The 22,733-nt window shown below is 58.6% G+C and carries 21 protein-coding genes and 1 pseudogene; 10 read left to right on the top strand and 12 right to left on the bottom strand.

Annotated elements, in window-relative coordinates:
• Positions 1 to 296 precede the first annotated feature (296 nt).
• The 4 genes from tnpC to B3361_RS10080 form a co-directional block, all read right to left on the bottom strand.
• Positions 297 to 1,832 (bottom strand): IS66 family transposase, encoded by a 1,536-nt coding sequence (tnpC, locus tag B3361_RS10095; protein WP_054903735.1) that lies wholly within the window; start codon positions 1,830 to 1,832, stop codon positions 297 to 299.
• Between the two features lie 61 nt (positions 1,833 to 1,893).
• Positions 1,894 to 2,229, bottom strand: a complete 336-nt coding sequence (gene tnpB / locus B3361_RS10090) for an IS66 family insertion sequence element accessory protein TnpB (RefSeq protein WP_009682063.1) — start codon at positions 2,227 to 2,229, stop codon at positions 1,894 to 1,896.
• Positions 2,226 to 2,549, bottom strand: coding sequence for an IS66-like element accessory protein TnpA (tnpA, locus tag B3361_RS10085; RefSeq protein ID WP_009682062.1), 324 nt, complete (start codon positions 2,547 to 2,549; stop codon positions 2,226 to 2,228). The genes tnpB and tnpA overlap by 4 nt, the downstream gene beginning before the upstream one ends.
• A gap of 179 nt (positions 2,550 to 2,728) precedes the next feature.
• Positions 2,729 to 4,072: a cation:proton antiporter gene (locus tag B3361_RS10080; RefSeq protein ID WP_009682061.1), complete on the bottom strand. Its 1,344-nt coding sequence runs from the start codon at positions 4,070 to 4,072 to the stop codon at positions 2,729 to 2,731.
• Positions 4,073 to 4,232: 160 nt separating this feature from the next.
• Between B3361_RS10080 and B3361_RS10075 the strand changes: the two genes are divergently transcribed.
• Entirely contained in the window at positions 4,233 to 4,655 is a 423-nt protein-coding gene (locus B3361_RS10075; protein ID WP_009682060.1) for a low affinity iron permease family protein, read from the top strand.
• Between the two features lie 108 nt (positions 4,656 to 4,763).
• Positions 4,764 to 5,747, top strand: coding sequence for an IS5 family transposase (locus B3361_RS10070; RefSeq protein ID WP_081264849.1), 984 nt, complete (start codon positions 4,764 to 4,766; stop codon positions 5,745 to 5,747).
• A 203-nt stretch (positions 5,748 to 5,950) separates the two neighbouring features.
• On the opposite strand, the gene B3361_RS10065 is transcribed toward B3361_RS10070, so the two are convergent.
• From B3361_RS10065 to B3361_RS10035, 7 genes are all read right to left on the bottom strand, one after another.
• Entirely contained in the window at positions 5,951 to 6,913 is a 963-nt protein-coding gene (locus B3361_RS10065; RefSeq protein ID WP_016486894.1) for a cyclase family protein, read from the bottom strand.
• 48 nt (positions 6,914 to 6,961) lie between these two features.
• Positions 6,962 to 8,341 (bottom strand): MFS transporter, encoded by a 1,380-nt coding sequence (locus B3361_RS10060; protein WP_052960499.1) that lies wholly within the window; start codon positions 8,339 to 8,341, stop codon positions 6,962 to 6,964.
• A 229-nt stretch (positions 8,342 to 8,570) separates the two neighbouring features.
• Positions 8,571 to 10,166, bottom strand: a complete 1,596-nt coding sequence (locus B3361_RS10055) for a GMC family oxidoreductase (RefSeq protein WP_009684909.1) — start codon at positions 10,164 to 10,166, stop codon at positions 8,571 to 8,573.
• The gene (locus B3361_RS10050) at positions 10,159 to 10,977 is read right to left on the bottom strand and encodes a shikimate dehydrogenase family protein (protein ID WP_016486891.1); all 819 of its coding nucleotides are present in this window, start codon (positions 10,975 to 10,977) and stop codon (positions 10,159 to 10,161) included. The genes B3361_RS10055 and B3361_RS10050 overlap by 8 nt, the downstream gene beginning before the upstream one ends.
• A 5-nt stretch (positions 10,978 to 10,982) precedes the next feature.
• Positions 10,983 to 12,416: an aldehyde dehydrogenase family protein gene (locus B3361_RS10045; RefSeq protein WP_009684907.1), complete on the bottom strand. Its 1,434-nt coding sequence runs from the start codon at positions 12,414 to 12,416 to the stop codon at positions 10,983 to 10,985.
• Between the two features lie 182 nt (positions 12,417 to 12,598).
• Complete coding sequence (locus tag B3361_RS10040; RefSeq protein ID WP_009684906.1) at positions 12,599 to 13,507, bottom strand: LysR family transcriptional regulator; 909 nt, start codon at positions 13,505 to 13,507, stop codon at positions 12,599 to 12,601.
• Positions 13,508 to 13,553: 46 nt separating this feature from the next.
• On the bottom strand, positions 13,554 to 14,591 hold the full coding sequence (locus B3361_RS10035) for a substrate-binding domain-containing protein (RefSeq protein ID WP_016486890.1): 1,038 nt from the start codon (positions 14,589 to 14,591) through the stop codon (positions 13,554 to 13,556).
• Positions 14,592 to 14,788: 197 nt separating this feature from the next.
• Between B3361_RS10035 and B3361_RS10030 the strand changes: the two genes are divergently transcribed.
• The 6 genes and pseudogenes from B3361_RS10030 to B3361_RS10000 all read left to right on the top strand — a co-directional run bounded on the left by B3361_RS10030 (position 14,789) and on the right by B3361_RS10000 (position 21,004).
• A complete protein-coding gene (locus B3361_RS10030) occupies positions 14,789 to 16,000 on the top strand; it encodes an ABC transporter substrate-binding protein (protein WP_009684904.1) in 1,212 nt (403 codons plus the stop codon).
• Between the two features lie 64 nt (positions 16,001 to 16,064).
• Positions 16,065 to 16,943, top strand: coding sequence for a branched-chain amino acid ABC transporter permease (locus tag B3361_RS10025; protein ID WP_009684903.1), 879 nt, complete (start codon positions 16,065 to 16,067; stop codon positions 16,941 to 16,943).
• Positions 16,944 to 16,953: 10 nt separating this feature from the next.
• Positions 16,954 to 18,732 carry an ABC transporter permease subunit gene (locus B3361_RS10020; RefSeq protein WP_286920195.1) on the top strand — a complete coding sequence of 593 codons (1,779 nt, stop codon included), beginning with the start codon at positions 16,954 to 16,956 and terminating at the stop codon, positions 18,730 to 18,732.
• Positions 18,719 to 19,423, top strand: a complete 705-nt coding sequence (locus B3361_RS10015) for an ABC transporter ATP-binding protein (protein WP_009684901.1) — start codon at positions 18,719 to 18,721, stop codon at positions 19,421 to 19,423. Before B3361_RS10020 ends, B3361_RS10015 begins: the two co-directional genes overlap by 14 nt.
• Positions 19,420 to 20,237: pseudogene (locus B3361_RS24085) on the top strand (NAD(P)H-quinone oxidoreductase). The gene B3361_RS10015 and the pseudogene B3361_RS24085 overlap by 4 nt, the downstream one beginning before the upstream one ends.
• The gene (locus B3361_RS10000; RefSeq protein ID WP_009684898.1) at positions 20,234 to 21,004 is read left to right on the top strand and encodes an SDR family oxidoreductase; all 771 of its coding nucleotides are present in this window, start codon (positions 20,234 to 20,236) and stop codon (positions 21,002 to 21,004) included. The pseudogene B3361_RS24085 and the gene B3361_RS10000 overlap by 4 nt, the downstream one beginning before the upstream one ends.
• 105 nt (positions 21,005 to 21,109) lie before the next feature.
• On the opposite strand, the gene B3361_RS09995 is transcribed toward B3361_RS10000, so the two are convergent.
• Positions 21,110 to 21,574: an Lrp/AsnC family transcriptional regulator gene (locus B3361_RS09995; protein ID WP_009684897.1), complete on the bottom strand. Its 465-nt coding sequence runs from the start codon at positions 21,572 to 21,574 to the stop codon at positions 21,110 to 21,112.
• Between the two features lie 118 nt (positions 21,575 to 21,692).
• On the opposite strand from B3361_RS09995, the gene B3361_RS09990 reads away from it, so the two are divergent.
• Positions 21,693 to 22,412 carry an AzlC family ABC transporter permease gene (locus tag B3361_RS09990; RefSeq protein WP_009684896.1) on the top strand — a complete coding sequence of 240 codons (720 nt, stop codon included), beginning with the start codon at positions 21,693 to 21,695 and terminating at the stop codon, positions 22,410 to 22,412.
• Positions 22,409 to 22,711 (top strand): AzlD family protein, encoded by a 303-nt coding sequence (locus B3361_RS09985; protein WP_033690795.1) that lies wholly within the window; start codon positions 22,409 to 22,411, stop codon positions 22,709 to 22,711. Before B3361_RS09990 ends, B3361_RS09985 begins: the two co-directional genes overlap by 4 nt.
• Positions 22,712 to 22,733: the final 22 nt, after the last annotated feature.

Genomic DNA, 22,733 nt, shown 5'->3' with positions numbered 1-22,733 from the left:
GGCGTCCGGTTTTAGGCATGGCTCAATGCTGCGTAGGCAAGGGACAAGCAGCTTACTTTATTTTGTCTACACCCTCTTAGAGCAATGTTGAACGTACATGTTGAGGAGTTTATTAATAGTGACTATCAGCGTGTTTGATTTTGCCAGTGCTAGTTTTTCCATTACTTTGTTTTTCAATGAAGCGAGGCGCGGTACCCCTCCTTGTACCAACCGAGTGTCCTTCATTGCCCTTTGGTGTTGCCGCTTGCCTGCAGGCGGCTTTTTTGTAAGCGTCCGCCCAACTCACCTTGCGTAAGTCAGGCCGGTTCCCATTGATGCGGCAGCAAAGCCTCAATCTCGCTAGCCCGCTGTGTTGGCAGTCGCGTCAACACGTCCTTGAGATAGGCATACGGATCATGTCCATTCATGCGCGCCGACTGAATCAGGCTCATGATCGCCGCCGCCCGCTTGCCACTGCGCAGTGATCCTGCGAACAACCAATTGGCACGCCCAAGTGCCCACGGTCGTATTTGGTTCTCGACGTGGTTGTTATCGATGGGCAAGGCGCCGTCGTCCAGGTAGCGCGTCAGCGCTACCCAGCGTTTCAAGCTGTAATCCAGAGCTTTGGCGATGGTCGAGCCTTCGGGTACCAGCTCGCGCTGGGTCAGCATCCAGTCATGCAGTTTTTCAGCGATGGGAACCGCATCTCGCTGACGTATTCGCCGACGGTCGTCTTCGCTCATGTCCTTGGCCTGCCGTTCGACCTCGTAGAGCGCACCGATTGTCAGAAGGGCCTGCTCGGCCAACTGGCTCTTGTTCGCCGCATGCAAGTCAAAGAACTTACGGCGCGCATGGGCCATGCAGCCAATCTCGACGATGCCCTGTTCGAAACTGGCCTTGTAGCCGGCAAAGTCATCGCACACCAACTTGCCGCGCCAGTCGCCCAGGAAGTTACGCGCATGCTCGCCGGCACGGCTCGGGCTGAAGTCGTAAACCACGGATTTAAGCTCTGCGTAAGCAGTGCTGCTATAGGCCCACACATAACTTCGATGGGTTTTCTTTTCACCCGGTGCCAACATCTGAACCGGTGTTTCATCGGCGTGGATGACTGGTTGAGCCAGCACCGCTTCACGCAGGGCATCGACAAGCGGTTGAAGCTGCGCGCCGGTTTGCCCGACCCACCGGGCCAGTGTCGAGCGTGGAATCGCCAGGCCGGCGCGGCCAAAGATCTTTTCCTGCCGGTACAACGGCAGGTGGTCAGCGAACTTGGCCACCATGACATGGGCCAGCAGACCTGCGGTGGGGATGCCTTTGTCGATGACTTGCGCCGGAACCGGTGCCTGTATCAGGGTTTCGCAACTTCGGCAGGCCCACTTTCCACGTACATGCTGCTCAACCGTGAACACGCCCGGCGTGTAATCGAGCTTTTCGCTGACATCTTCACCGATGCGCTGAAGCTCGCAGCCACACGCACATTGGGTGTTGTCGGGTTCATGATGAATCACGGTGCGCGGAAGCTGTGCAGGCAGTGGTGCGCGCTTGGGCTTCTGGCCTGGCTCTTTTGGGGCTGGGTCGGGATGAAGTGCGTTCAGCTCGGCTTCGATGGCCTCAAGGTCAGTGCTGAGCAAATCATCGAGCAAGCGGCCTTGCTCTGGACTGATCTGTTCGCTGCGTTTGGCGTACTTATGACGTTTGAGGACAGCGATCTCATGAGTGAGCTGCTCGATGACGATCTTGTCGTTCTGGATCTTGCGACTCATCGTCTCGACTTGAGACTGCAATGTCAGCGTCTGCTCGAGCAACGCGCGCAGCTCTGCAGGGGTCAGTTGGTCGAGGTCGGGTAAAGAAGTCATGCCGCCAATCATGCCAGAGCAACACACTGGCGGCGATTGGCGGTTATGCCAATAGTCAGTACTAAAGCCGTGTGATGGTGCTGTTGGCACCCATGCGTTGCCAAGGTAATCCGACGATGAGTGCCTGAACTTGCTCGCTGTCCAGTTCCATTTGAGCGCCGTGACGAGCGCCCGGCCAGTGGAATTTACCTTGGTTCAGTCGGCGTGCTGCCAACCACACGCCAATGCCGTCATGCACTAGCACCTTCATCCGGTTGGCGCGGCGGTTGGCAAAGAGATAAGCGCAGTGCGGCTTCGCCGCACCGAAGACCGCGACGACGCGGGCCAACGCCGTTTCGGTGCCGGCGCGCATGTCCATGGGCTCGGTGGCGAGCCAGATTGTATCGATGCGAATCATTTGACGAGACCGCGAATGAAGCGCGCACAGCCATCGGGATCGACAGCGGGCCAGATCACTGTGACTGTTTGTAGTTTGAACGGAATTTCGATGCGCGCCAGTGTGGGTTGTGCAGGCTCAGATTCGGGCTTCATCGTCAGCGGCACGAATGCCGGTAGCGCGTCAGGTTGACGGTCACGATAGAGCGGAATCCATTTGCGCACCAGGTTGGCGTTGATGCCATGGCGCAGCGCGATGCTGGCTATCGATACGTCAGGTTGAAGACATTCCTGGACGACTTGGGCTTTGAACGGTTTTGGATAAGAGGTGCGCTGGCGCATGGTGATCCTTGCGATAAGGGCGATGGTGTCCACGTATTTTTAGGTGGACACCATCGCCCTTAATGCTGAGATTCTGAAGGTGTGTTTGCTGGCCGCTTACACTTGGGCAGCTCTCCAGCATAGTTCAGCCGCCGAGAATGTCCTGTTCCTGGACCTTTAGGAGAAGGTTTTGTCGAGGATCAAGGCGTCCGCTTTCGCCGGGCCTGATAGCGTGCCAGGAGAGATTGAACAGAGAGACCATGAACCAAGATGCTCAGCGCAACGACTGACAGAACCAGGTTGCTACTCTGCGCTGCAGCATTTGGGGGAAGCCCGTGATTTATCGCGTAGAAGAGATAGTACAGGCTGCCGATTCCCTTGATACCGAACCAGCCCAGAAGTCCTCGCTGCGGAGCATCCAAACCTTGGCGCAAAGGGGTGAGAAAAACACTGAGTGGTCGGATGATACAGAACAGTGCGCCCGCTACGATGAGCCCCTGCCAATCCCAGTGCTCCAGCAGCACCACACCCAAGAGTGTGACCAGAAAGACTTCCATTGCTCGCTCAACCAGGCTGCCAAACGCCAACATATCACCCAGCATGATCCCTGCCGCGACGCGGGAGTCGTCGAGCTCTGCGACATCCCCCTTAACGGCCAGCTCTGGCGCCACATGCTGGTGACCCACCACCGGCTGCACCAGATGTTCTGCCGCAGGATCTGAAGGACTCGCAGCAGTAAGCACTTCGGCCTGCCGCAGCCCGAGTCCCGCGGCGAACACGGCCAGGAAGCCATAACCCTGTATCGCCTCGGTGATGACATAAGCAAGCGCCACGAGAGCGAGGGCAAGATAATCATTAGGCGAGACAGTGCTGTCGTCGTTGCGCAAGCGCAAGTAGAGGGTCAGCTTGCCTAGGCCTCTTCCCATCCAATACCCGCACAATGCGCCGGCGGAGGCTGCCCATAGCACATCCCCGAAGACCCAATGGATGAACCACGGCTCCCCGGGATCTCGCTGTAACAGCAGCCCCAGCGTTACGAAGGGAAAGGCCACACCGTCGTTCAACCCGGCCTCTCCCGACAAACCGAAGCGCACAGGGTCATCATCCTGGGCATCTACCACCTGCACGAGGGTTGCAAGCACCGGATCTGTGGGGGCGAGAATGGCGCCAATTAGCACCGAAACGCCCCAACTCATGTTGAGTGCATAATGAAGCAGGAGGCTTACACCTCCTATGCACAGCACGAGCACTGGGCCCGCAAGGTAGAACGCTGTCCGCCACCTGGGATTTCGAAGTGGCAAACGCAATTTGAGGCCGCTGAAGAAAAGAGAGAACAGCACGGCCACTTCGGTGAGGTGTTCCAGCCAACCACTCGATTTAGAGAGGTCCAACTGTAGCAACCCTAGAGCAGGTGAACCGAGCGTGGTGCCAAGGCCAAGACAAACCACCGAGGTGGTAACCGGTGCCCAGCGAAGATAGGACGATGACAGGGCTAGGACCAAGAGCACTGCGCCCAGCATGGCGAACCAAACGATGAAGGTCATTACCCAAACGCCTTGAAACTCAGATGGTGAGCGTTCGAGTGGGTACCGAAGCGGCTCGTTCAGCCTGTCTCCAGATGTCACTTGTCTAGCCGACCAAATGTAAAAAAAGATTTCAGGCTCTCACGACGGTCCTACGTTCTAGTACACCTAGGAGAAAGTCATGAAATTCGCGCAGTTCTGCCAATGGCTCGCCAACCGGTCGGGGAAGCCAAGTACATTTTTGATCGCCGTGGTGCTCATTGGGTTATGGGCTATCTCAGGGCCCTGGTTCCACTACAACGACACCTGGCAGCTCATCATCAACACCTCTACGACGATCGTCACTTTCCTGATGGTGTTTCTGATCCAGAACACGCAGAACAGGGATAACGACATCATCCACGTGAAGCTGGACGAGCTGATTCGAGCCACCAAGTCGGCTCAACGTTCTGTCTTGGATTTGGAAGATATGGACAGCAAAGAGCTTCGAGCGCTGCGCAGGGAATACCGCGCGATGGCTGAAAATTGCGGTCAAGCGGATTTGCAGGAGCCAAGCGCTCCTGAGGATGGAGAGCAGCGCGTAAATATCGATCAGCAACGCTAGCCTGGGGGGGTTGATTGATTAAGGAAACTCCGAACAAGTCAGCACAGGCCATCTGACCTGTGCTGAAATAGCCCTCTGTCCAACAGCCCTCTACAAGCCCTCCTTCCCATGAGTCAGATGAGCTTTTCCGATTTCGAGTACGCCGGTAAGCGCAAGCAAACCCGTCGCGAGCGTTTCCTGGCCGAGATGGAGCAGGTGGTGCCGTGGAGCGGTTTGGTGGCATTGATCGAGCCGCATTACCCAAAGGCCGGCGGTGGTCGCAAGCCGTACCCACTGGAAACCATGCTGCGTGTTCACCTGCTGCAAAACTGGTTTTCGCTGAGCGATCCGGCCATGGAAGAAGCACTGTACGAAATCACGTCGATGCGCCAGTTTGCTCGCCTGACGCTCAGCGCTCCGATCCCCGAAGACACGACGATCATGAATTTCCGGCACCTGCTGGAGAAGCATCAGCTGGCGGCGGGCATTCTGGAAACCATCAACAATTACCTGCGAGACAAGGGCCTGTCGTTGCGCCAGGGCACCATTGTCGACGCCACCATCATCCACGCGCCCAGTTCGACCAAGAACAAGGAAGGCAAGCGCGATCCTGAAATGCATCAAACGAAGAAGGGCAACCAGTACTATTTCGGCATGAAGGCGCACATCGGCGCGGATGCTGAATCGGGTCTGGTGCATCACGTTCATGGCACCGCCGCGAACGTGGCCGACGTAATGGAAGTTGCACAACTGCTGCATGGCGCAGAGAACGTCGTGTGTGCCGACGCGGGCTACACCGGCGTAGAGAAGCGGCCTGAGCACGACGGGCGGCCAGTGATCTGGCAGATAGCTGCGCGACGCAGCACCTACAAGCACTTGAGCAAACGCAGCGTGCTCTACAAAGCCAAGCGCAAGATCGAAAAGGCCAAGGCGCAAGTGCGTGCAAAGGTGGAGCACCCGTTCCGGGTGATCAAACGCCAGTTCGGCTATGTAAAGACGCGTTTTCGCGGCTTGGCCAAGAACACAGCGCAACTGACCACGCTGTTTGCGCTGTCGAATCTGTGGATGGTGCGCCGGCAATTATTGCCTGCTGCGGGAGAGGTGCGCCCGTGAGGGCAGAAAACCAAGGCTGTGCCTTGGTTATCCAATAATCAGCGGGTGAAAATCGGGCTTTTCGGCATGCCCAAGCCGTCCATTTCCGGCTGATGGGCAACTTGTTCGGAGTTTCCTTAACCCCGCGCGAGTCGCACTCAGCATTGCGTTCTGCGCATAGATGACTCTAGCGCGAGGGCGCCATTATGGCGCCCCAACGCAGGCTACTTGATTACGATCGGATTGACCGGTGCGCCAGTCCCCCCTACTACCTTCAGCGGCGCAGCGGTGTACAAGAAAGTCCATTGCCCATCTTCGGCACAGTCGGCGGCAAGCGGATCCAACTGCGCAATCTCTGTCAGGGTAATACCAAGATTACGCATCAATGCGTTATGCAGTGGCAACGCGACGCCGGAAACCGGGTCGACGGTTACTTCGTTGGCAATGGTGTCAGTCACGATGTTGGGAATTTCCATGTCCTGGAACCATTGCACAAGCTCCGGGCTATAGGTCAGTCCCGGTTCGATGAAGTCTTTGTAGAACTCTTCGCTGTCGCGATAGTAGAACGAACCGATCCATCCTGTACGAATGAGCAGAATGTCGCGTTTCTGGATCTTGACGCCTTGAGCGGCAGCGGCGTTCATCAAATCCTCGTGATTGAAGGTTTCCCCTGGTGCCAACACCTGCTTGTCGCGAAAGCGCGCCATGTCGATGAGAATCCCACGCCCCACGACGCCCTTTTCCCCAATCGGTGCGACGCTGGCCTTCGCCAGCCCGCCGATGGTGGTGTCTGCATCGTAGCCGTTCCAGATCTGATCGTCGTACCACACGTGGCCAAGGGCGTCATATTGCGTTGAGCCCTGCAGATGGAAAAACATCACATCGTCAGCATACTCGTAGCAACCTGGGAAATGCGGTCCTTTTCCACAGTTGTAGTGCCCGCGATCCATGATGTTCATACGCCGCGCCGGAGTACGTCCTGGCCAAACCGGATCGCCCTTCTCATCGCCAATACGAACCTGCAGGGTAAAGGTCTTCCCCTGCCGGACTTGGCTGACACCCTCCAAGGCTTCCTTGGCAGTGAGGTAGTTCAGACAGCCGACTTCATCGTCAGCGCCCCACTTACCCCAATTGCGCGGAGCGTCTTTAAGCAGTTCACGTACGTGAGGTACTTTTTTATCGGACATGATTGTTCTCGTTTGTTGTTGTGACCATCAATCAGAATAGGGAGCGTCTCAACTCATGTTGCACGCGCTGCGGCTGACCAGCGACCGGTCATAACGCTTGAACCAACCCGCCGTTTCCCGGGTGAACAGTGCCGTCAACAGTGCCGCCACGAACATCAGCGCTGAGATGAACACCAGGGCAAGGTGATAACCTGCGGACTGCTCGAAACCGCCTCCGGCCCCAATGAACAAACCAATCAGCAGCGGGCCGAAACCACCCGCGTAAATGCCTGCGTTAACCACCGAGCCTGCCAAGCCAGTCGTGCCGGGTTTGGCTGAGTCGAATGCGATCGCATACAGCAAGGTGTAGGGCGCATTCATGGCGAAACCGGCAAACAACTGCACGCCGATCAGCCACCCGAGGCTGACCGAGGTATAGCGGAACAGATACATGCCCACGCCCAGCCAGAGAAAGACGATCACCAGGCTCAACTTTCGACCGATTCGATCCGATAGCCATCCCCACAGGATCTGGCCGATCCCACCCGTGATAGTGAAGAGCACAGAGTACGCTGCGGCTTGGGCAAAGTTGTAATGCGCAACGAACGCGAGGTATTGCGGCAACCAGAAGCTGATGCCGAAGTAGCCGACTATTGCGAACATCGAGATCAGGGCAATGACGCTGATATTGGGGTTTCGCAGGACGTCCTTAAGCACACCTTTTTGCGGGATTGCAGGTGTATCGCTCAGACTCGGTGCGGTTTCACCAACGGCGGCGACATGCGCCGTAAATTTTCGATAGCGCGCTGCCGTGCTGAACTTCCAGTACAAGGTGAATACGATGATCATGGGAATCGGGAACAGCAAGAACGCATAGCGCCAGTTTTCGGGGCCGTAGGCGTTCAATAGCGCACTGATCGCCACACCACCAATCAACGTGCCCCACGGGTAACCCGTGTGGTGAAGACCGAGCGCGAAGCCGCGACGCTCCTTGGACCACCACTCGGCCAGGGAGGTGACCTCCACGGCCTCGCCCACCCCGCCAAAAGCATGGGAAAGGATCTGCAAGCACACCAGCACGCCCAATGAAGCGGTGAGGAAGTTGAAGCCCGTCAGGAACGTGAACAGCGTATAGGCGAATACGATAGGCAAATGCCGATATTTGCGCCGCCAGCCATGACCACCTTTATCCACCCATACCATCAGTGGCACAGCGAGCAACGATGTCGAGATGGTGATGACCGCCGCCAGTAACCCGGCCATTTCAGCGCTGGTTTTGAACTCGCTGGTGATTGAAGGCAACACCATGAAAAACAGGTGCCGTGAATTGGCGTCCAGCGCATACACCAGCCAGAGCAGCAGCATCGCGCCCCAGGAGACAGCGCCGGCGCCCTGTATTTTTTTTGTAGAAAGGCCAACAGCGGATTGAGGGTCGCTGCGAAGTTCCATTAGAAAGCTCCGATATTTGATTATTGTTATTTATTGGCTTCCTGGCCCGCTCATGCACGAGGGTGCATGAACCTCTCACTCAGCACGCCTGGTGCGTGGAAACGAGTGTGTTCAAGCTTATGCCGACAGGCATGCACAGAGCATCGCTGCCCAGAGCAAACCCGCTTTGCCTGTGCGGCACGGCAACTTGGCAGGCTCCTTGCGTTACGCCTGCCATTTGGCACGGGAACTAGGGCAGATAGTCCTCAAGGATCAGATCCGCCGCCCGCTCCGCCACAGCCATTACCGCGCCCTGGATATTCCCTGAAACCATGGAAGGCATCACCGAGGCGTCGACCACTCGCAGCCCCTGCAAGCCATGCACCCTAAGTCGCGAGTCGACGACTGCGCTTGCGTCTTCGCCCATCCGACAGGTGCCCAGAGGGTGGTAGATGGTCTGCCCTGTCTTGCGGGCAAACTCCAGCCATTGTTCATCTGACTGCGCCTGCAGCCCAGGGCTGGTTTCCTCCTCGACGAAGCGGGCCATGGCTGGCTGCATGACGATCCGACGCGCGATCTTCATGCCCTCGACAATACAGCGCTGGTCTTCGTCTGCAGCCAGCATGTTGGGACGAATGGCCGGCATCGCGTTTCGGTCACTGCTTTCAATATGCACCGAACCAATCGACTTGGGCCGCAGTTGGCTGACCCCGATGGTCATGCCAGGATGCTTGTCCAATATCCGATTCGCAGCATTGGCATAGCTGGCGTGCACGAAGAAATACTGGATATCCGGCGTAGGCAAGCCTGGGTCGGTCTTGATGAACCCATGCACCAGGCCGGTTCCCAGCGTCAGGATGCCGGTTCGCCGGGTAAAGTATTCGGTCACTGCCAGCCCCAGCCGCCAGCCACGTGCCAGCTCATTCAAGGTCACGACGTTCTTCATGCGCCAGTTCATGCGGGTAGCAAAGTGGTCGATGTAGTTCTCCCCGACCCCGCGTAGCTCGTGCTTGAGTGGTACACCAGCGGCGAGCAGCACCTGCGGCTGGCCAATGCCGGACAATTCCAGCAACTGCGGAGACTGGATGGCACCGGCGCAAAGAATGACTTCAGCATTGGCTTTGATGCTGACTTGCTCACCATTGTGTACATAGGTTACGCCCGTGCAGCGTTTCCCCTGCACGTCGACCCGCAGTACATGCGCATGGAGGACGATGTGCAGATTTGCCCGTGACCTGGCCGGTTTGAGGTAGCCGTCGACTACACTCCAGCGCCGCCCATCTTTTTGCGCCACTTGGTAGTAGCCAAAACCGGTCTGATCCCGGCCGTTGTAGTCAGCATTGTGAGGATGACCATCCTGCGCAGCTGCTTCCAGGAAAGCGGTGGACAGCGTGAAACGCTCGCTGACCTGGTGGATGTGCATGGGGCCCTGGTGCCCACGCGTCTCATCCCCCGATGCATAATTCTCGATCTTTCTGAAGTAAGGTTTGAGTGTTTCGAAGTTCCAACCCTTGGCGCCTGATTCTGCCCATGCGTCATAGTCGCCTGGTTGGCCGCGCACGTAGATCATGCCATTGATCAACGTCGAACCACCCAGGCCTCGCCCGCGGGGCACAGCGATTTCACGATTGTAGGTGCCGGCTTCAGGTTTGGTCTTGAAGTCCCAGTTGAAACGTTTGTCCACCATCAGTTTGCTGAACCCAGCCGGAATCGGGATCCAACGGCCATTGGGCTCCCCGCCTGCTTCCAGCACCAGCACACTGTGTTTGCCTGATGCAGTCAGGCGGTTGGCCAGGATGCAACCGGCGGTGCCGCCACCGACGATGACATAGTCGTAGTTATTCATGGGTTGCTCCCATCGCCGCGGCCATGAGCGCGATCTGGGACTGCAGCATTGGCCGCCCCGGATGGACCCGACAGCCGCGCTCGGCAGCCGCAACCAGCAAGGGGGTATGTTCAGGCTGCATGATGATTTCCGCCACGGTTTGCTCCGGGGTCAGGCGCTGAACCTCGCACGGATAATCATCGCTATCGCGCAGTCCCATCGAGGTAGCGTTCACCACCAGGTCGTGCCCAGAAGGGTCCCTGCCCCCCAGCTTGAAAGATACATCTGGGAAAAATCCCGCGAGGCGGGTCACCAGTTGCTGTGCTTTGGCCTCGGTGCGGTTGGCAATTGTCAGCAGTGCCACGCCGGCCTCAGCCAGGGCAAAGGCGATCGCTTGCGCGGCGCCACCGGCCCCAGCGAGATAAACCGTCTTGCCGGCAGGCTCGATCGCCGCGTTGCGCAGGCCGGCGACAAACCCGACTCCGTCGAGGATGTCACCATGCAGCCGCCCTTCGGCATCCCGACGTACGACATTTACCGCGCCCACTTGGCGAGCCGCCGGTGACAAGCTGTCGCACAACGGCACGATGGCGCTCTTGTGTGGGACCGTGACCACAAACCCGTCCAGATTCTGCAGGGCCCGCAGGCCATCGACCGCGGTAGCAAGCTGAGTCTCGTCGACATGAATGGGCACCATCACCCTGTCATGCCCCCAGGACCGCATGAGTGCGTTCATGTCTTCTGGTGTTTTCACATGCACAATGGGGTCGGCGACGATGGCAAAGAGCCGTGTATTTCCGGTGATTTTTTGAGTATTCGATGGTTCGCGCATGGAGCTCAGGCCTGTGTATAGGTGGTCTTGATGGCGGTATAGAACTCACGGGCGAACGGGCCTTGCTCCCGTGCACCATAGCTGGAGCCTTTGCGCCCGCCGAAAGGAGCGTTGTAATCGACCCCCGCCGTTGGCACATTGACCATCACCATGCCGGCCGTGGAGCGTGCCTTGAAGTCGCTGGCGTGCTTGAGCGAAGTGGTGCAAATGCCGGACGACAAGCCGAACTCGGTATCGTTGGCCAGGCGCAGGGCATCATCGTAATCCCGGGCGCGAACCACACTGGCGACTGGCCCGAACACTTCCTCGCGGTTGATCCGCATATGATTTTCGGTGTCGACGATCAGTGCCGGGTTCAGGTAGTAGCCCTGAGTTGCTCGCACTACACGTTCGCCACCGAAAACCAGACGCCCGCCCTCGCGGGTGGCAATATCGATGTAATCGCAGTCCTGCTGCAGTTGGCTTTCGCAGACGACGGGACCAATGTCCGTACCTGCTTTGGTGGCGTTGTCGATATTCAGCATCGCCAGCCGCTCGACGACAGCAGCTACGAAACGATCATGAATGGCGTCTTCGACGATGAAGCGACTTGAGGCAGTACAACGCTGGCCTGTCGAGAAAAACGCGCCTTGCACCGCCACTTCGACAGCCTGCTCGAGGCTGGCATCGTTGAGCACTACCAGTGGATTCTTACCGCCCATCTCAAGCTGAACCTTGGCACCCCGCGCCATACATTCGAGGCCGATGGAACGCCCAGTCTGGGTTGACCCGGTGAACGACAACGCCCTGACCTTGGGATGCTTGGCGAACACATTGCCAACCTGGGAGCCTGGGCCCATGACCAGGTTGAAAACACCTGCCGGGAGCTGACCTGCGCGGCTTATGATCTCCGCAAGGGCCCAGGCGCTAGCGGGTACCAGGTCTGCCGGTTTGAACACCACCGCATTGCCATATGCCAATGCCGGCGCAATTTTCCAGGCGGGGATGGCAATGGGGAAATTCCAAGGAGTGATGATGCCCACTACGCCTTCAGGCTCGCGCCGTACTTCGGCTTCGACATCCGGACGAATATTTGCGAGGCGTTCGCCCGACAGACGCAGAGCTTCGCCCGCGAAAAACTTGAACACCCTGCCGGCGCGGACCACCTCGCCGACGCCCTCTACTAGCGTCTTGCCCTCCTCCCGTGAAAGCAGCAAGCCGAGTTCTTCTTTGCGTGCGAGTATCTCGGAGCCGATCCGGTCTAAGGCATCGCCACGCTGTTCAGCGCTCATCCGGGCCCAGGTGGGTTGCGCATCATGCGCAGCCTCTACGGCCAGCTCAGCCTGGCGGGTATCGGCCCTAGCGTATTCGCCGACGATATCGGTGATATCCGATGGGTTGATATTGCGATTGATACTCGCACCCTCGACCCACTGGCCAGCAATGTAGTTCTTGTTCATAGCCTATTCCGATTGACAGAGTGTCTGGACAGTCGCGTCCGGCAGCTACGAAATGCTATCCGGGGCACTGACGACACCTTAATCGAACAGGTCGCAGGCGAGTTGTGACTCCACGGCAAAGGGGGTTTTCCCTGAGTTCACAGGACCGCAAGTATGACAGGCAGGGTTCTCCCCCTTTTTTGTTAACGCTTCGCCTTTGCTGGAGGCTGGATCGTCCAGGGATTCAGCGCGATATGCTGCTCCATCGCCTTGATAAAGGCCCTGATACGGGGACTGACATTCTTGCGGTTTGGGTAGATCAGATAAATCGGCTGCGCGATGCGGCTTTGATAAGACTCCAGCACCGGCAGCAATCGCCCGGCTCTCAGGTCCTTACCGATATGGAAATCGGCGAGTCGAACAATGCCGCCACCATTCAACGCGAGCGAGCGCAGCAAGTCCCCTTGTGTGAATGTCGAACGGGGCTTGATGGGAACGATCGTTGTCTCGCCAGCGTGCTCGTAGCTCCAGATGTTCCAGGGGCTGTTGAACGCGAAGTGGAAGCAATCGTGTTCGAGCAGGTCGGCAGGCGTTTGCGGCCGACTACGCTTCTCCAGGTAGGAAGGAGCAGCGCAGGTAATCCATTGGGCCTCACCAATACGTCTGGCAACGCGCGATGAATCAGGCAATACACCACTGTGAATGGCAACATCCAGGCCGTGATCGAACTGATCAACATACTGCGCGCCCACCTCGATGGTCACCGAGAGATCCGGATGATCAGCCAGGAAGTCTGGCAGCCAAGGTATGATCTGATGCTTGGCGAACGTCGCCATCGTATGGATGCGCAAACTTCCGCTTAGCCGGCCAGGAAAAAGCTCGGCGAGGGAGTCGGCTTCCGCCATGGCGTCCATGACCGCACGGGCACTGGTCAGGTAGACCGCCCCCTCCTCGGTTAGCGTCAAGGCTCGGCTCCCGCGCTGAAACAGGCGTACTGAAAGGCGATCTTCCAAGCGAGTGACAAGTTTGCTGATCGCTGATGGCGACAGGTCATTGGCCCGAGCAGCGGCCGAGAAGCTCCGATGCTCATAGGCCCACAAAAAAGCAAGCATCTGCGCGTAGTTTTCTTTGTCCAAGGTGAGTGCCTCAGTTCAAGCGCTATTTACGGTTTGGCAGATCAACACTTGGACTCGCGCTGCTTTCGCGCGTGACCAGTGAAATGTCCAGTTCGACAACCCGCTCAATCTGGATACCTTCGACCTGCGCAATCATCATGTCGGCGCTGAGTTGCCCGATTTCGAAAATCGGGATCCTGATCGAGGTCAATGAGGGCGATGCAATCGCGCTGAAACTGATGTCGTCGAAGCCGGTGATGGTCATCTGCGTCGGCACGCAGACTCCCCGACGTTTAGCTTGCTCGCAGGCCCCCAGCGCCAGCAGGTCTGTGGTGCAAACCAGCGCAGTCGGTCGCGGTTGCATGGCAAACACCTGCTCGAAACCGGCGCGTCCGCCGTCAAGGCTGAATGGCTGTTCGATGATCCGGTTTTCAGGAATATCGAGCCCCATCTGCGCAAAGCGTTTACGCACCCCTTCGATTCGATACCTGGCACGCTCGTTGTACTGGCGCTGTCCGGTGAGAATTGCAACGTCCCGGTGGCCTAGCGCAAGCACATGGTCCGCGATCAACTCGCCTCCCCGCACATTGCTGAAGCCCACCGCGCAGTGTTCACGGCAATCATCCACCGACCACATCAGGACGTAGGGGCGCTGTGATCGCTGCAACAGTTCGAACACCGCAGGATCATGGTCTGTGCCCACCAGGAAAATCCCTTCCACACCTCTTTCGATAAAGTTACGCACACTGGAAAGCTCTCGCTCACGATCGTACTCGTGCGAGGCAATGATCAGTTGGTAGCCACTTGTATTGAGCCGCTGCTGCAGCGCCTGGATCGAGTCAGCGTAGATCGGGTTGTTCAATGTGGGGAAGATCGCAGCGACACTGAAGGTACGCCGTAATGCGAGGGCTCGCGCAGCGCCGTCCATCACATACTGCAGCTGCCGTACAGCCGCATCGACCTTGGCAAGCGTGCTTGGTTTGACCTGGTCCGGGTTGGACAAGGCACGAGAAGCACTGCCCAGTGAAACGCCGGCCAGACGTGCCACGTCGCGCAGTTTTGGTTTGTCGTTTTTTGTCATGGTGGTGGTAACTCCTGCTTGACAGCAGTGTATCACCAGACTTAAAAATGAACCGGTTCATTTATGAACAAAGTCGTCCTGAATCAACAATAAGACCACAGCCACGCAGCCCACGCCTTGCCAGGCGTTTTTTTTGACCCTGTAATTGAACCGGTTCAAATCCATGCGGCATGGCTGATACACCAGGAGGCAACACAATGAAAATCATGCCCTGGGCCATCAATGGCCTTGCTGCCCTTACCCTGTCAGTCTCGCTCACCGCACATGCCGATGTGCCAATAGGTGCCCTCTACCCACTCAGCGGAGCCCTCGCACTGCTGGGCGATGAGAGTTTTCGCGGGGTCGAATTGGCCGTGGAGCAGCGCAATGCCGCTGGCGGCCTCAACGGTGAGCGAATCAAGCTGATCAAGGCCGATGCAGTGGATGCCGCGCAAGCGGTCAGCGCCGCTCGCCGGCTTACCTCCAGCGACAACGTCGCTGCGGTGTTCGGCAGTTACTCCTCGGCATTGTCTTTCGCCGCCACGCAAGTGACCGAGCTGGCCGGCATTCCTTATTTCGAGCTCGGAGCCGTGGCCGACAACATCACCGATCGTGGGCTTCAAAACGTTTATCGCAGCAACCCCACCGCTCGTAATTTCGCCGAAGGCACCATCACCGCCATCACCCAACTGGTCGCTCCTCAACTGAAGGTTGATGCCAAGAGCCTGAAGATTGCGATCATTCATGAAGACGCGCTGTACGGCACGACCATCGCCAACTTCCAGAAAGAGTTGGCGGCCAAGGAAGGCTTGCAAGTGGTGGAGGTGCTGCCCTACTCCGCCAAAGCCGTCGACCTTTCGTCACTTATCCTGCGCCTCAAAGGCGCTGGCGCCGATGTTGTGTTGCAAACCTCCTACCAGAACGACACCACCCTGTTCTTCCGACAGATCCGTGAAGCCGGCTTTGCGCCTAAGGCCATCATCGGTGCCGGTGGAGGCTATTCCATGCAGGACACCGTCAAGGTGGTCGGCGCGCAGAACATCGAAGGCGTACTGGACGTCGATTTCCCGCAGTTCCAGACCAACGAGGCCGGTGCACCGGGCATCGCTGCCTTCGCCGAAGCCTATCGCGCACGCTACGGCAGCGAGCCGCGCTCAGGCCACAGCCTGATCAACTATGTCGGCGCCAAGGTATTCCTCGATGCCATGGCCAGCGCCAAATCGCTCGATGCCGAAGACATCCGCGAAGCGGTAAAGACGATCGACATTCCGATCGGTCAGACCGCCGCGAACATCGGTGCGAAGTTCGCTGCCAATGGCCAGAACGAGCGCGCACAAACCACCATCATGCAGTGGCAGCAGGGCGTGCTTAAAACCGTCTATCCCCAAGCCGCCGCCGTTGCCCAGGCCACTCTGGCCAGCCAGCCCTGACCCACACGCTGTACGCAGGCCCGCGTCGTGCTTGTGGCGCGCCGCCTGCGCATGAGGACCTTTCATGGATATCTTCCTGCAACTTCTGCTGAACGGTGTGTTGCTGGGTGGCACGCTCGCCATCATCAGCATCGGTCTGACGCTGATTTTTGGCATCGTCCGGGTGGTCAACTTCGCCCATGGCGAGTTCCTGATGATCGGCATGTACGCGGTGTACCTGATGAACGTGCATTTCGGCCTGCACCCCTACGCCACGGTCATTCCTGCAGTGGCGCTGCTGTTTGTGCTGGGCGCGGGCATGCAGCGCTTCATCATCCAACCCCTATTGGCCGCCGAAGGGCACATTCAGATCTTCGCCACGGTTGGGGTGTCGATCGCCCTGATGAACGCTGCGCTGATGGTATTCGGTGCCGATGTGCTCACCGTGAGCAATCCGAGCGGTGTGGGGGCCGGCAGTTTGGCCGTCGGCCCGCTGCGGGCTAACACCGGCCAGTTACTGACGTTCATGGTTTCGCTGGCACTGGTCGGCGGCCTGCACTGGTTCCTGCACAACACCTTCCTGGGGCGCGCCGTGCGCGCCACGGCACAGCACCGCAATGCCGCGTTGCTCATGGGGGTGAACGTAAACCGCATCTACATCTTCGCCTTTGGCCTGGGCTGCGCCTGCCTGGGGCTGGCGGCGGCGATGATCGCGCCGCAGTACCCGGTGTTTCCGACCTTCGGCACCTTCTTCGTCCTCACCGCGTTCGTCATCGTGGTGCTAGGTGGACTTGGCAGCCTCTCCGGTGCCTTGGTTGGTTCGTTGCTGATCGGCGTCGTCGACAGCCTGGCTGGCTATTACATCGCCCCTGACCTCAAGGAAGTCGTGTACTTCCTGATTTTCCTGGCGATTCTCATTTTCCGCCCCACCGGTCTGTTCGGTGCCGGGCGTGGCTCAGAATAGGAGCTAACCGATGAACTTTCTTCATCCGCGCATCTACCTCAGCTTTGCAGCGCTGTCGCTGTTGCTGATCATCCCGTTCTCGGCGGGCTCGAACTTTGTCTTCCACCTGTTCATCCTGATCTGCAGCTATGCAGCACTGGCCAGTGCCTGGAACATCGTCGGCGGCTTCGCAGGCCAGCTGTCCCTGGGCCATGCGGTGTTCTATGGCACCGGCGCCTACGTCAGCACCCTCCTGCTGCTGCACCTCGGCATGAGCCCGTGGCTCGGCATGCTTGTGGGCGCGGTCGTGTCCACCGTGCTGGCCGTAGTTATCAGCTGGCCCTGCTTCCGACTGCGTGGGCCTTTCTTCGCCTTAGCGACCATTGCTGTACTGGAGGTAGTGCGCCTGCTGGTCATCAATCAGCATGACCTCACCGGCGGCGCTGCGGGCCTGGCCGTGCCTCTGAAGCTGGGGGCGGAGTGGATGCTGTTCCGCGCACGTTGGCCTTACCTGTTGATCGCATTCGGTTTCCTTGCAATCACCTTGCTGGTTTCGTGGAAAATCAAGCATTCGCGCCTGGGCTATTACCTGATCGCTGTACGCGAGCGCGAGGACGCAGCCCAGGCCGTGGGCGTCAACGCAGTCAAGGTCAAACTGATCGCCGTGGCGTTGTCCGCGGCGCTGACCAGCCTGATCGGAAGCTTCCACGCCATGTACCTGACCTTCATCGAGCCTGGTGCCATGTTCTCGCTGGAGCTGTCCATCCAGATCGCCATGTTCGCCCTGATTGGAGGCCTTGGGACCTTGTCGGGGCCTCTGATCGGTACCCTGATCGTGTTGCCGCTGGCAGAGCTTGCACGTGGCTGGCTAGGCGACGCCGGCAGCGGCGTACACGGGCTTGTCTATGGACTGGTGCTGGTAGCCTTTGTCCTGACAATTCCACAAGGCCTGGTAGGGCGCTTCGGGCAGAGGGTCAGTGCGTGGGTGGACCGGCTACCTGGCGGCAAGCCCAACACCGTGCCGCCAGCCGCAGCAAGCCCGGTATCCCAGCCGTCGAAGCATACGGGCCAACCGATTCTGGTCGCGGAAAACCTGCACAAGTTTTTCGGCGGGTTGCACGCGACCAACGACGTGTCGCTGACCCTCAACGAGGGTGAGATCGTGGGTGTGATCGGCCCCAACGGTGCCGGCAAGACCACCGTGTTCAACCAACTCTCGGGATTTATCCAGCCCTCCTCGGGCCAGGTGAAGGTACGCACGGCAGCCGGTCAGTGGGTAACGCCGTCCAGCCCTGCGCAGTTCGCCGTGGCCGGCATTGGCCGTACGTTCCAGATCGTGCAGCCGTTCGCTGACCTGAGCGTGTGCGAGAACATCATGCTCGGCGCATTCATGCACACCCGCGACCCCGTCGAAGCCCGGCAGATCGCCACCAAGGTTGCCGCCCTCACCGACCTTGGCCCACTGCTCGACACCCGCGCACGCAACCTCACGGTCGGTGGCATGAAACGCCTGGAAATGGCCCGTGCGTTGGCCACGCGCCCGCGCGTCCTACTGCTGGATGAAGTCATGGCGGGCCTGAACCCCACCGATGTCGGCAAGGCCATCGAGATCATCCGCCGTGTGCGTGACACGGGGGTCAGTGTGCTGATGATCGAGCACATCATGCAGGCAACCATGACCTTGTCCGACCGCATCGTGGTGATCAGTACCGGCGCGGTACTGATGGATGGCGAACCACAAGCTGTGGTGACCAATCCGCAAGTCATCGAAGCTTATCTGGGCAAGGAGTACGACCATGCTGCGGCTTGAAAACATCCATGCTGGCTATGGCAATACGGAGGTCCTGCGAGGCGTCTCTCTCGAGGTCAAGGCGGGTGAAGTGGTGACCTTGGTAGGCGCGAATGGAGCCGGCAAGACCACAACACTTCGCAGCCTCTGCGGCCTGATCCGCCCCTCTCTCGGCACGGTCGAATTCGAAGGCCGCCGCCTCGACGGGTGTGCCCCTGACGAGATTGTCGCTGCCGGCGTCACGCTGATTCCCGAAGGGCGCCAGTTGTTCCCGTTCATCAGCGTACGCGACAACCTGCTGATGGGAGCCTATAAAAAGGCCGCTCGGCCTGCGGTCAAGCAACGCCTGGAACAAGTGCTGGAGCTGTTCCCGCGGGTACGTGAGCGATTGGAGCAACATGCCGGTTCACTATCGGGTGGTGAGCAACAGATGGTCGCCATCGCACGCGGGCTGATGTCTGATCCCAAATTGCTGATTTTCGACGAGCCGTCTCTGGGATTGTCGCCGCTGCTGGTTTCCCAAGTGTTCGGCATCATCGACAAGATCCTCGCGCTGGGTACCACGGTACTGATCGTCGAGCAGAACATCGTCCATACCCTGCGTGTCGCTCATCGCGGCTACGTGCTGGAGAACGGCAGCATCACCCTGACAGGCACAGGGCAAGAACTGCTGGAGAATCCCCATGTCAAGCGGGCGTACCTGGGGCTATGAAGGAGCGGCAGACTATGGAGCAGAAGATGCTGTTGATTGAACACCGCCCAGGAGGCAGTGCTGCTTGCCTGCATCTGACCGAGGCTGACATCCCGACCCCGGCCGCTGACGAAGTGCTGATCCGGGTTGCGTATGCCGGCGTGAATCGCCCGGACATTTTGCAACGCTCCGGCAGCTATCCGCCCCCTGTTGATGCTTCACCTTACCTGGGCCTGGAAGTCTCCGGTGAAGTCGTGGCTGTCGGCGCTGGCGTACAGAACGTGCAGGTTGGCACGCACGTCTGTGCACTCACGCCGGGGGGCGGTTATGCCGAGTACTGTTGTGCACCGGCCGCGCATTGCCTGCGGGTTCCCGTTGGTTACAGGCCTGTCGTAGCGCAGGCGCCAGCAGGGTCATCAACTACCACGAAGAAGACTTCGTCGAGGTGATCGACGCCGAAACCGCAGGCAAGGGGGTCAACCTGATCCTCGATATGGTCGGGGGTAGCTACCTGCAACGAAATATCGATGCGCTGGCCGTGGAAGGCCGGCTTGTGCAAATCGCCTTCCTCGAAGGCAGCCAGGTGGACCTGAACGTCATGCCGATCATGCTCAAGCGCCTGACGTTTACCGGCTCGACACTTCGCGCCCGACCCAAAGCAGAGAAGGAGGCGATCGCCGACGCTTTGCAGGTCCACGTCTGGCCTCTGCTCGATTCCGGTCTCTGCCTGCCGGTTATTCACTCTACTTTCCCTCTGTATCAGGCCGCACAAGCTCATGCGCTGATGGAGACCAGTCGTCACATCGGCAAGATAATGTTGGAGATAAACCCATGATTGCAGGACGTCACAGCGGTAGAAATGTTCTGGTTTCAGGCGCGGCAAGCGGTATCGGCGCGGCTATCGCACAACGCTATTGCGAAGAAGGTGCCCGCGTTGCGCTACTCGACCTCAACCCGCAAGCCGTGCAAGCACAAGGTGAAGCACTGCGCGCCCAGGGCTTCCACGTTGCCTGGCAAGCTGCAGATGTTGGCGACTTTGAACAATGCCAGCATGCCTGTGCGCTGCTGGCTGAGGAAATCGGTCGCGTGGATACGCTCATCAACAATGCGGGAATTTCCCCAAAGCATGAGGGCAAGCCTGCCCCGATCTGGCAGATGAGCCCAACGGAATGGCAGCAGGTGGTTGCGGTAAATCTGAACGGCGCGTTCAACCTGTCACGTTTGCTTTCGCCCTCGATGGTCGAGCAACGCTTCGGCCGCATCATCAACATGTCCTCGGTGGCAGGCAGTGCGTACCTACCTTTGGTCGCAGCACACTACAGCGCTACCAAGGCGGCCATCATTGGCTTTACCCGACACCTGGCCGGAGAACTCGGTGCCTATGGCATCACGGCCAATGCTCTGGCACCTGGGCGCATCGAAACCCCTCTGTTGAAGACGGTTGCCTCCGCAGCCAATGAAGCAGTGATCGCCGATACGCCGTTGCTCAGGCTGGGGCAGCCGTGTGAGGTCGCCGACGCGGCGTGCTATCTGAGTGCGCCAGATAGCGCATTTATCACTGGCCAGGTGCTGGATGTGGCAGGTGGCTGGCTTATGCGTTAATTACTTTCCAACGCGTTATCAAATAACGCGGGCTGCCGGCTTCGGTGGCTCGCGGACCTTGTCGGCATCGGCTCAAAACGCCCGCAATAAAATCGAGGCCACAACTTACACCGGCAGTTCGGTAGTGAGCTTGATCTTTTCCATTGGAACCTCGGTTTTGACATTTTGCACCACGTCCAGGCTTGTCAAATGAGCGATCTGGAAGCGTCGATAAGCCTCCAGGTCTGCTGCCACTACTCTAAGCATGAGATCACAATCGCCTGCCATCACGTGGCACTCCACCACTTGCGGTAACTGGCGGACGGCGTTGATGAACTCATCGGTGGTGGCCTGGTCCTGGCGCTTGAGCCAAACCCGGACGAACAAAGTCAGCCCTAGCGCCACTTTCGCCGGGTCCACCAGCGCCACGTAGCGTTCAATCACGCCAGATTCCTCCAGCAGGCGGACCCTACGCAGGCATGGCGATGGGGAAAGCCCGACCTGCTTGGCAAGCTCCTGATTTTGCAGGCGACCATCTCTCTGCAGGGCGCTCAAGATGCGGCGATCGATAGCATCTAGCTTGATTGGCATTGGATTCTCGCTATAGGAAAATTCTGAAACTGGATGCTAAATGCTCATGCTGATCATGCAATTACGCAAGCAAATTTCAGCGACAAATTGAAATAATTTGCCTCCAACGGAGGTGCGTATGAATGTCATTGAACCTGCTCTGAGTGATCCCCCAGCCACAACACCCAACGACGATTTGCGCCGCGGAGCAATAGCTGCCGTACCCGTTCTGCTGGGCTTCATTCCCTTTGCCTTGGTGCTCGGCGCCCAGGCATCGCAACGCAGTCTTGCTGCAGGCGAGGTCGCGCTGATGACCGGCTTGAACTTTGGCGGCGGCTCGGAATTCGCCGCTATCGAGCTCTGGACATCACCTCCGGCAATCCTGGTGATCGTAGCCATGACCTTGCTGGTCAATAGCCGACACCTGCTGATGGGCGCGACTTTGGCACCCTACCTGCGGGATTTGCCGCTGAGGCAGGCGCTCGGCGCGTTGTTCTTCATGTGCGATGAGAGCTGGGCCATGGGCCTGGCCGATGCGCGCCGACGCGCAGGCTTCAGCTTGCGCTATTACATGGGCGTTTCGTTGTGCCTCTGGGGCACTTGGGTCTGCTTTACCACCCTCGGCGCATTGGTAGGGCCGCTGCTGGGCGACCTGCATGGCTACGGCTTCGACATGGCCTTCGCGGCAGTCTTTCTGGTACTGCTCAAGGGCATGTGGAAAGGTGTGCATGCCGCCCTGCCCTGGCTCTTCAGTCTAATCACTGCAGCACTCTTTTATCTGTTGATCCCCGGTGGCTGGTATGTGCTGGCTGGCACCGTTGCAGGACTGGTCAGCGCCTACCTGTGGGCCAAACCATGATGGATATCACCACCTTGGTCACCATCCTTGGGATGGCCGTCGTCACTTACCTGACTCGCATCATGGGTTTTCTGCTGTTGCGTAAACGGGTCATCGGCCCACAGCTCACCCAGGTGCTCGAGGCAGCCCCCGGTTGTGTGCTGATTGCAGTGATCGCGCCAAAATTCGTCAGTGGACAGCCGTCTGACCTGATTGCCTTGGGCCTCACCCTAGTTGCGGCCACCCGTTACTCCTTCTTCCCGGTGGTGGTATTCGCCATCGTTGTCACTGCTGCTCTGCGAACGGCCTTGCCGAGCTGAACGTTCACCTTTCTGAAGAAAA

The sequence above is a fragment of the Pseudomonas sp. UBA6699 genome (assembly GCF_002454615.1).
GTDB lineage: Bacteria > Pseudomonadota > Gammaproteobacteria > Pseudomonadales > Pseudomonadaceae > Aquipseudomonas > Aquipseudomonas juntendi.
This window is presented reverse-complemented; position numbering and strand designations above follow the sequence as displayed.

What these genes read in the sequence shown, in the direction of transcription:
- tnpC (WP_054903735.1), bottom strand. Translation starts at nt 1,832, where the DNA reads ATGACTTCTTTACCCGACCTCGACCAACTGACCCCTGCAGAGCTGCGC.
- tnpB (WP_009682063.1), bottom strand. Translation starts at nt 2,229, where the DNA reads ATGATTCGCATCGATACAATCTGGCTCGCCACCGAGCCCATGGACATG.
- tnpA (WP_009682062.1), bottom strand. Translation starts at nt 2,549, where the DNA reads ATGCGCCAGCGCACCTCTTATCCAAAACCGTTCAAAGCCCAAGTCGTC.
- B3361_RS10080 (WP_009682061.1), bottom strand. Translation starts at nt 4,072, where the DNA reads ATGACCTTCATCGTTTGGTTCGCCATGCTGGGCGCAGTGCTCTTGGTC.
- B3361_RS10075 (WP_009682060.1), top strand. Translation starts at nt 4,233, where the DNA reads ATGAAATTCGCGCAGTTCTGCCAATGGCTCGCCAACCGGTCGGGGAAG.
- B3361_RS10070 (WP_081264849.1), top strand. Translation starts at nt 4,764, where the DNA reads ATGAGTCAGATGAGCTTTTCCGATTTCGAGTACGCCGGTAAGCGCAAG.
- B3361_RS10065 (WP_016486894.1), bottom strand. Translation starts at nt 6,913, where the DNA reads ATGTCCGATAAAAAAGTACCTCACGTACGTGAACTGCTTAAAGACGCT.
- B3361_RS10060 (WP_052960499.1), bottom strand. Translation starts at nt 8,341, where the DNA reads ATGGAACTTCGCAGCGACCCTCAATCCGCTGTTGGCCTTTCTACAAAA.
- B3361_RS10055 (WP_009684909.1), bottom strand. Translation starts at nt 10,166, where the DNA reads ATGAATAACTACGACTATGTCATCGTCGGTGGCGGCACCGCCGGTTGC.
- B3361_RS10050 (WP_016486891.1), bottom strand. Translation starts at nt 10,977, where the DNA reads ATGCGCGAACCATCGAATACTCAAAAAATCACCGGAAATACACGGCTC.
- B3361_RS10045 (WP_009684907.1), bottom strand. Translation starts at nt 12,416, where the DNA reads ATGAACAAGAACTACATTGCTGGCCAGTGGGTCGAGGGTGCGAGTATC.
- B3361_RS10040 (WP_009684906.1), bottom strand. Translation starts at nt 13,507, where the DNA reads ATGCTTGCTTTTTTGTGGGCCTATGAGCATCGGAGCTTCTCGGCCGCT.
- B3361_RS10035 (WP_016486890.1), bottom strand. Translation starts at nt 14,591, where the DNA reads ATGACAAAAAACGACAAACCAAAACTGCGCGACGTGGCACGTCTGGCC.
- B3361_RS10030 (WP_009684904.1), top strand. Translation starts at nt 14,789, where the DNA reads ATGAAAATCATGCCCTGGGCCATCAATGGCCTTGCTGCCCTTACCCTG.
- B3361_RS10025 (WP_009684903.1), top strand. Translation starts at nt 16,065, where the DNA reads ATGGATATCTTCCTGCAACTTCTGCTGAACGGTGTGTTGCTGGGTGGC.
- B3361_RS10020 (WP_286920195.1), top strand. Translation starts at nt 16,954, where the DNA reads ATGAACTTTCTTCATCCGCGCATCTACCTCAGCTTTGCAGCGCTGTCG.
- B3361_RS10015 (WP_009684901.1), top strand. Translation starts at nt 18,719, where the DNA reads ATGCTGCGGCTTGAAAACATCCATGCTGGCTATGGCAATACGGAGGTC.
- B3361_RS10000 (WP_009684898.1), top strand. Translation starts at nt 20,234, where the DNA reads ATGATTGCAGGACGTCACAGCGGTAGAAATGTTCTGGTTTCAGGCGCG.
- B3361_RS09995 (WP_009684897.1), bottom strand. Translation starts at nt 21,574, where the DNA reads ATGCCAATCAAGCTAGATGCTATCGATCGCCGCATCTTGAGCGCCCTG.
- B3361_RS09990 (WP_009684896.1), top strand. Translation starts at nt 21,693, where the DNA reads ATGAATGTCATTGAACCTGCTCTGAGTGATCCCCCAGCCACAACACCC.
- B3361_RS09985 (WP_033690795.1), top strand. Translation starts at nt 22,409, where the DNA reads ATGATGGATATCACCACCTTGGTCACCATCCTTGGGATGGCCGTCGTC.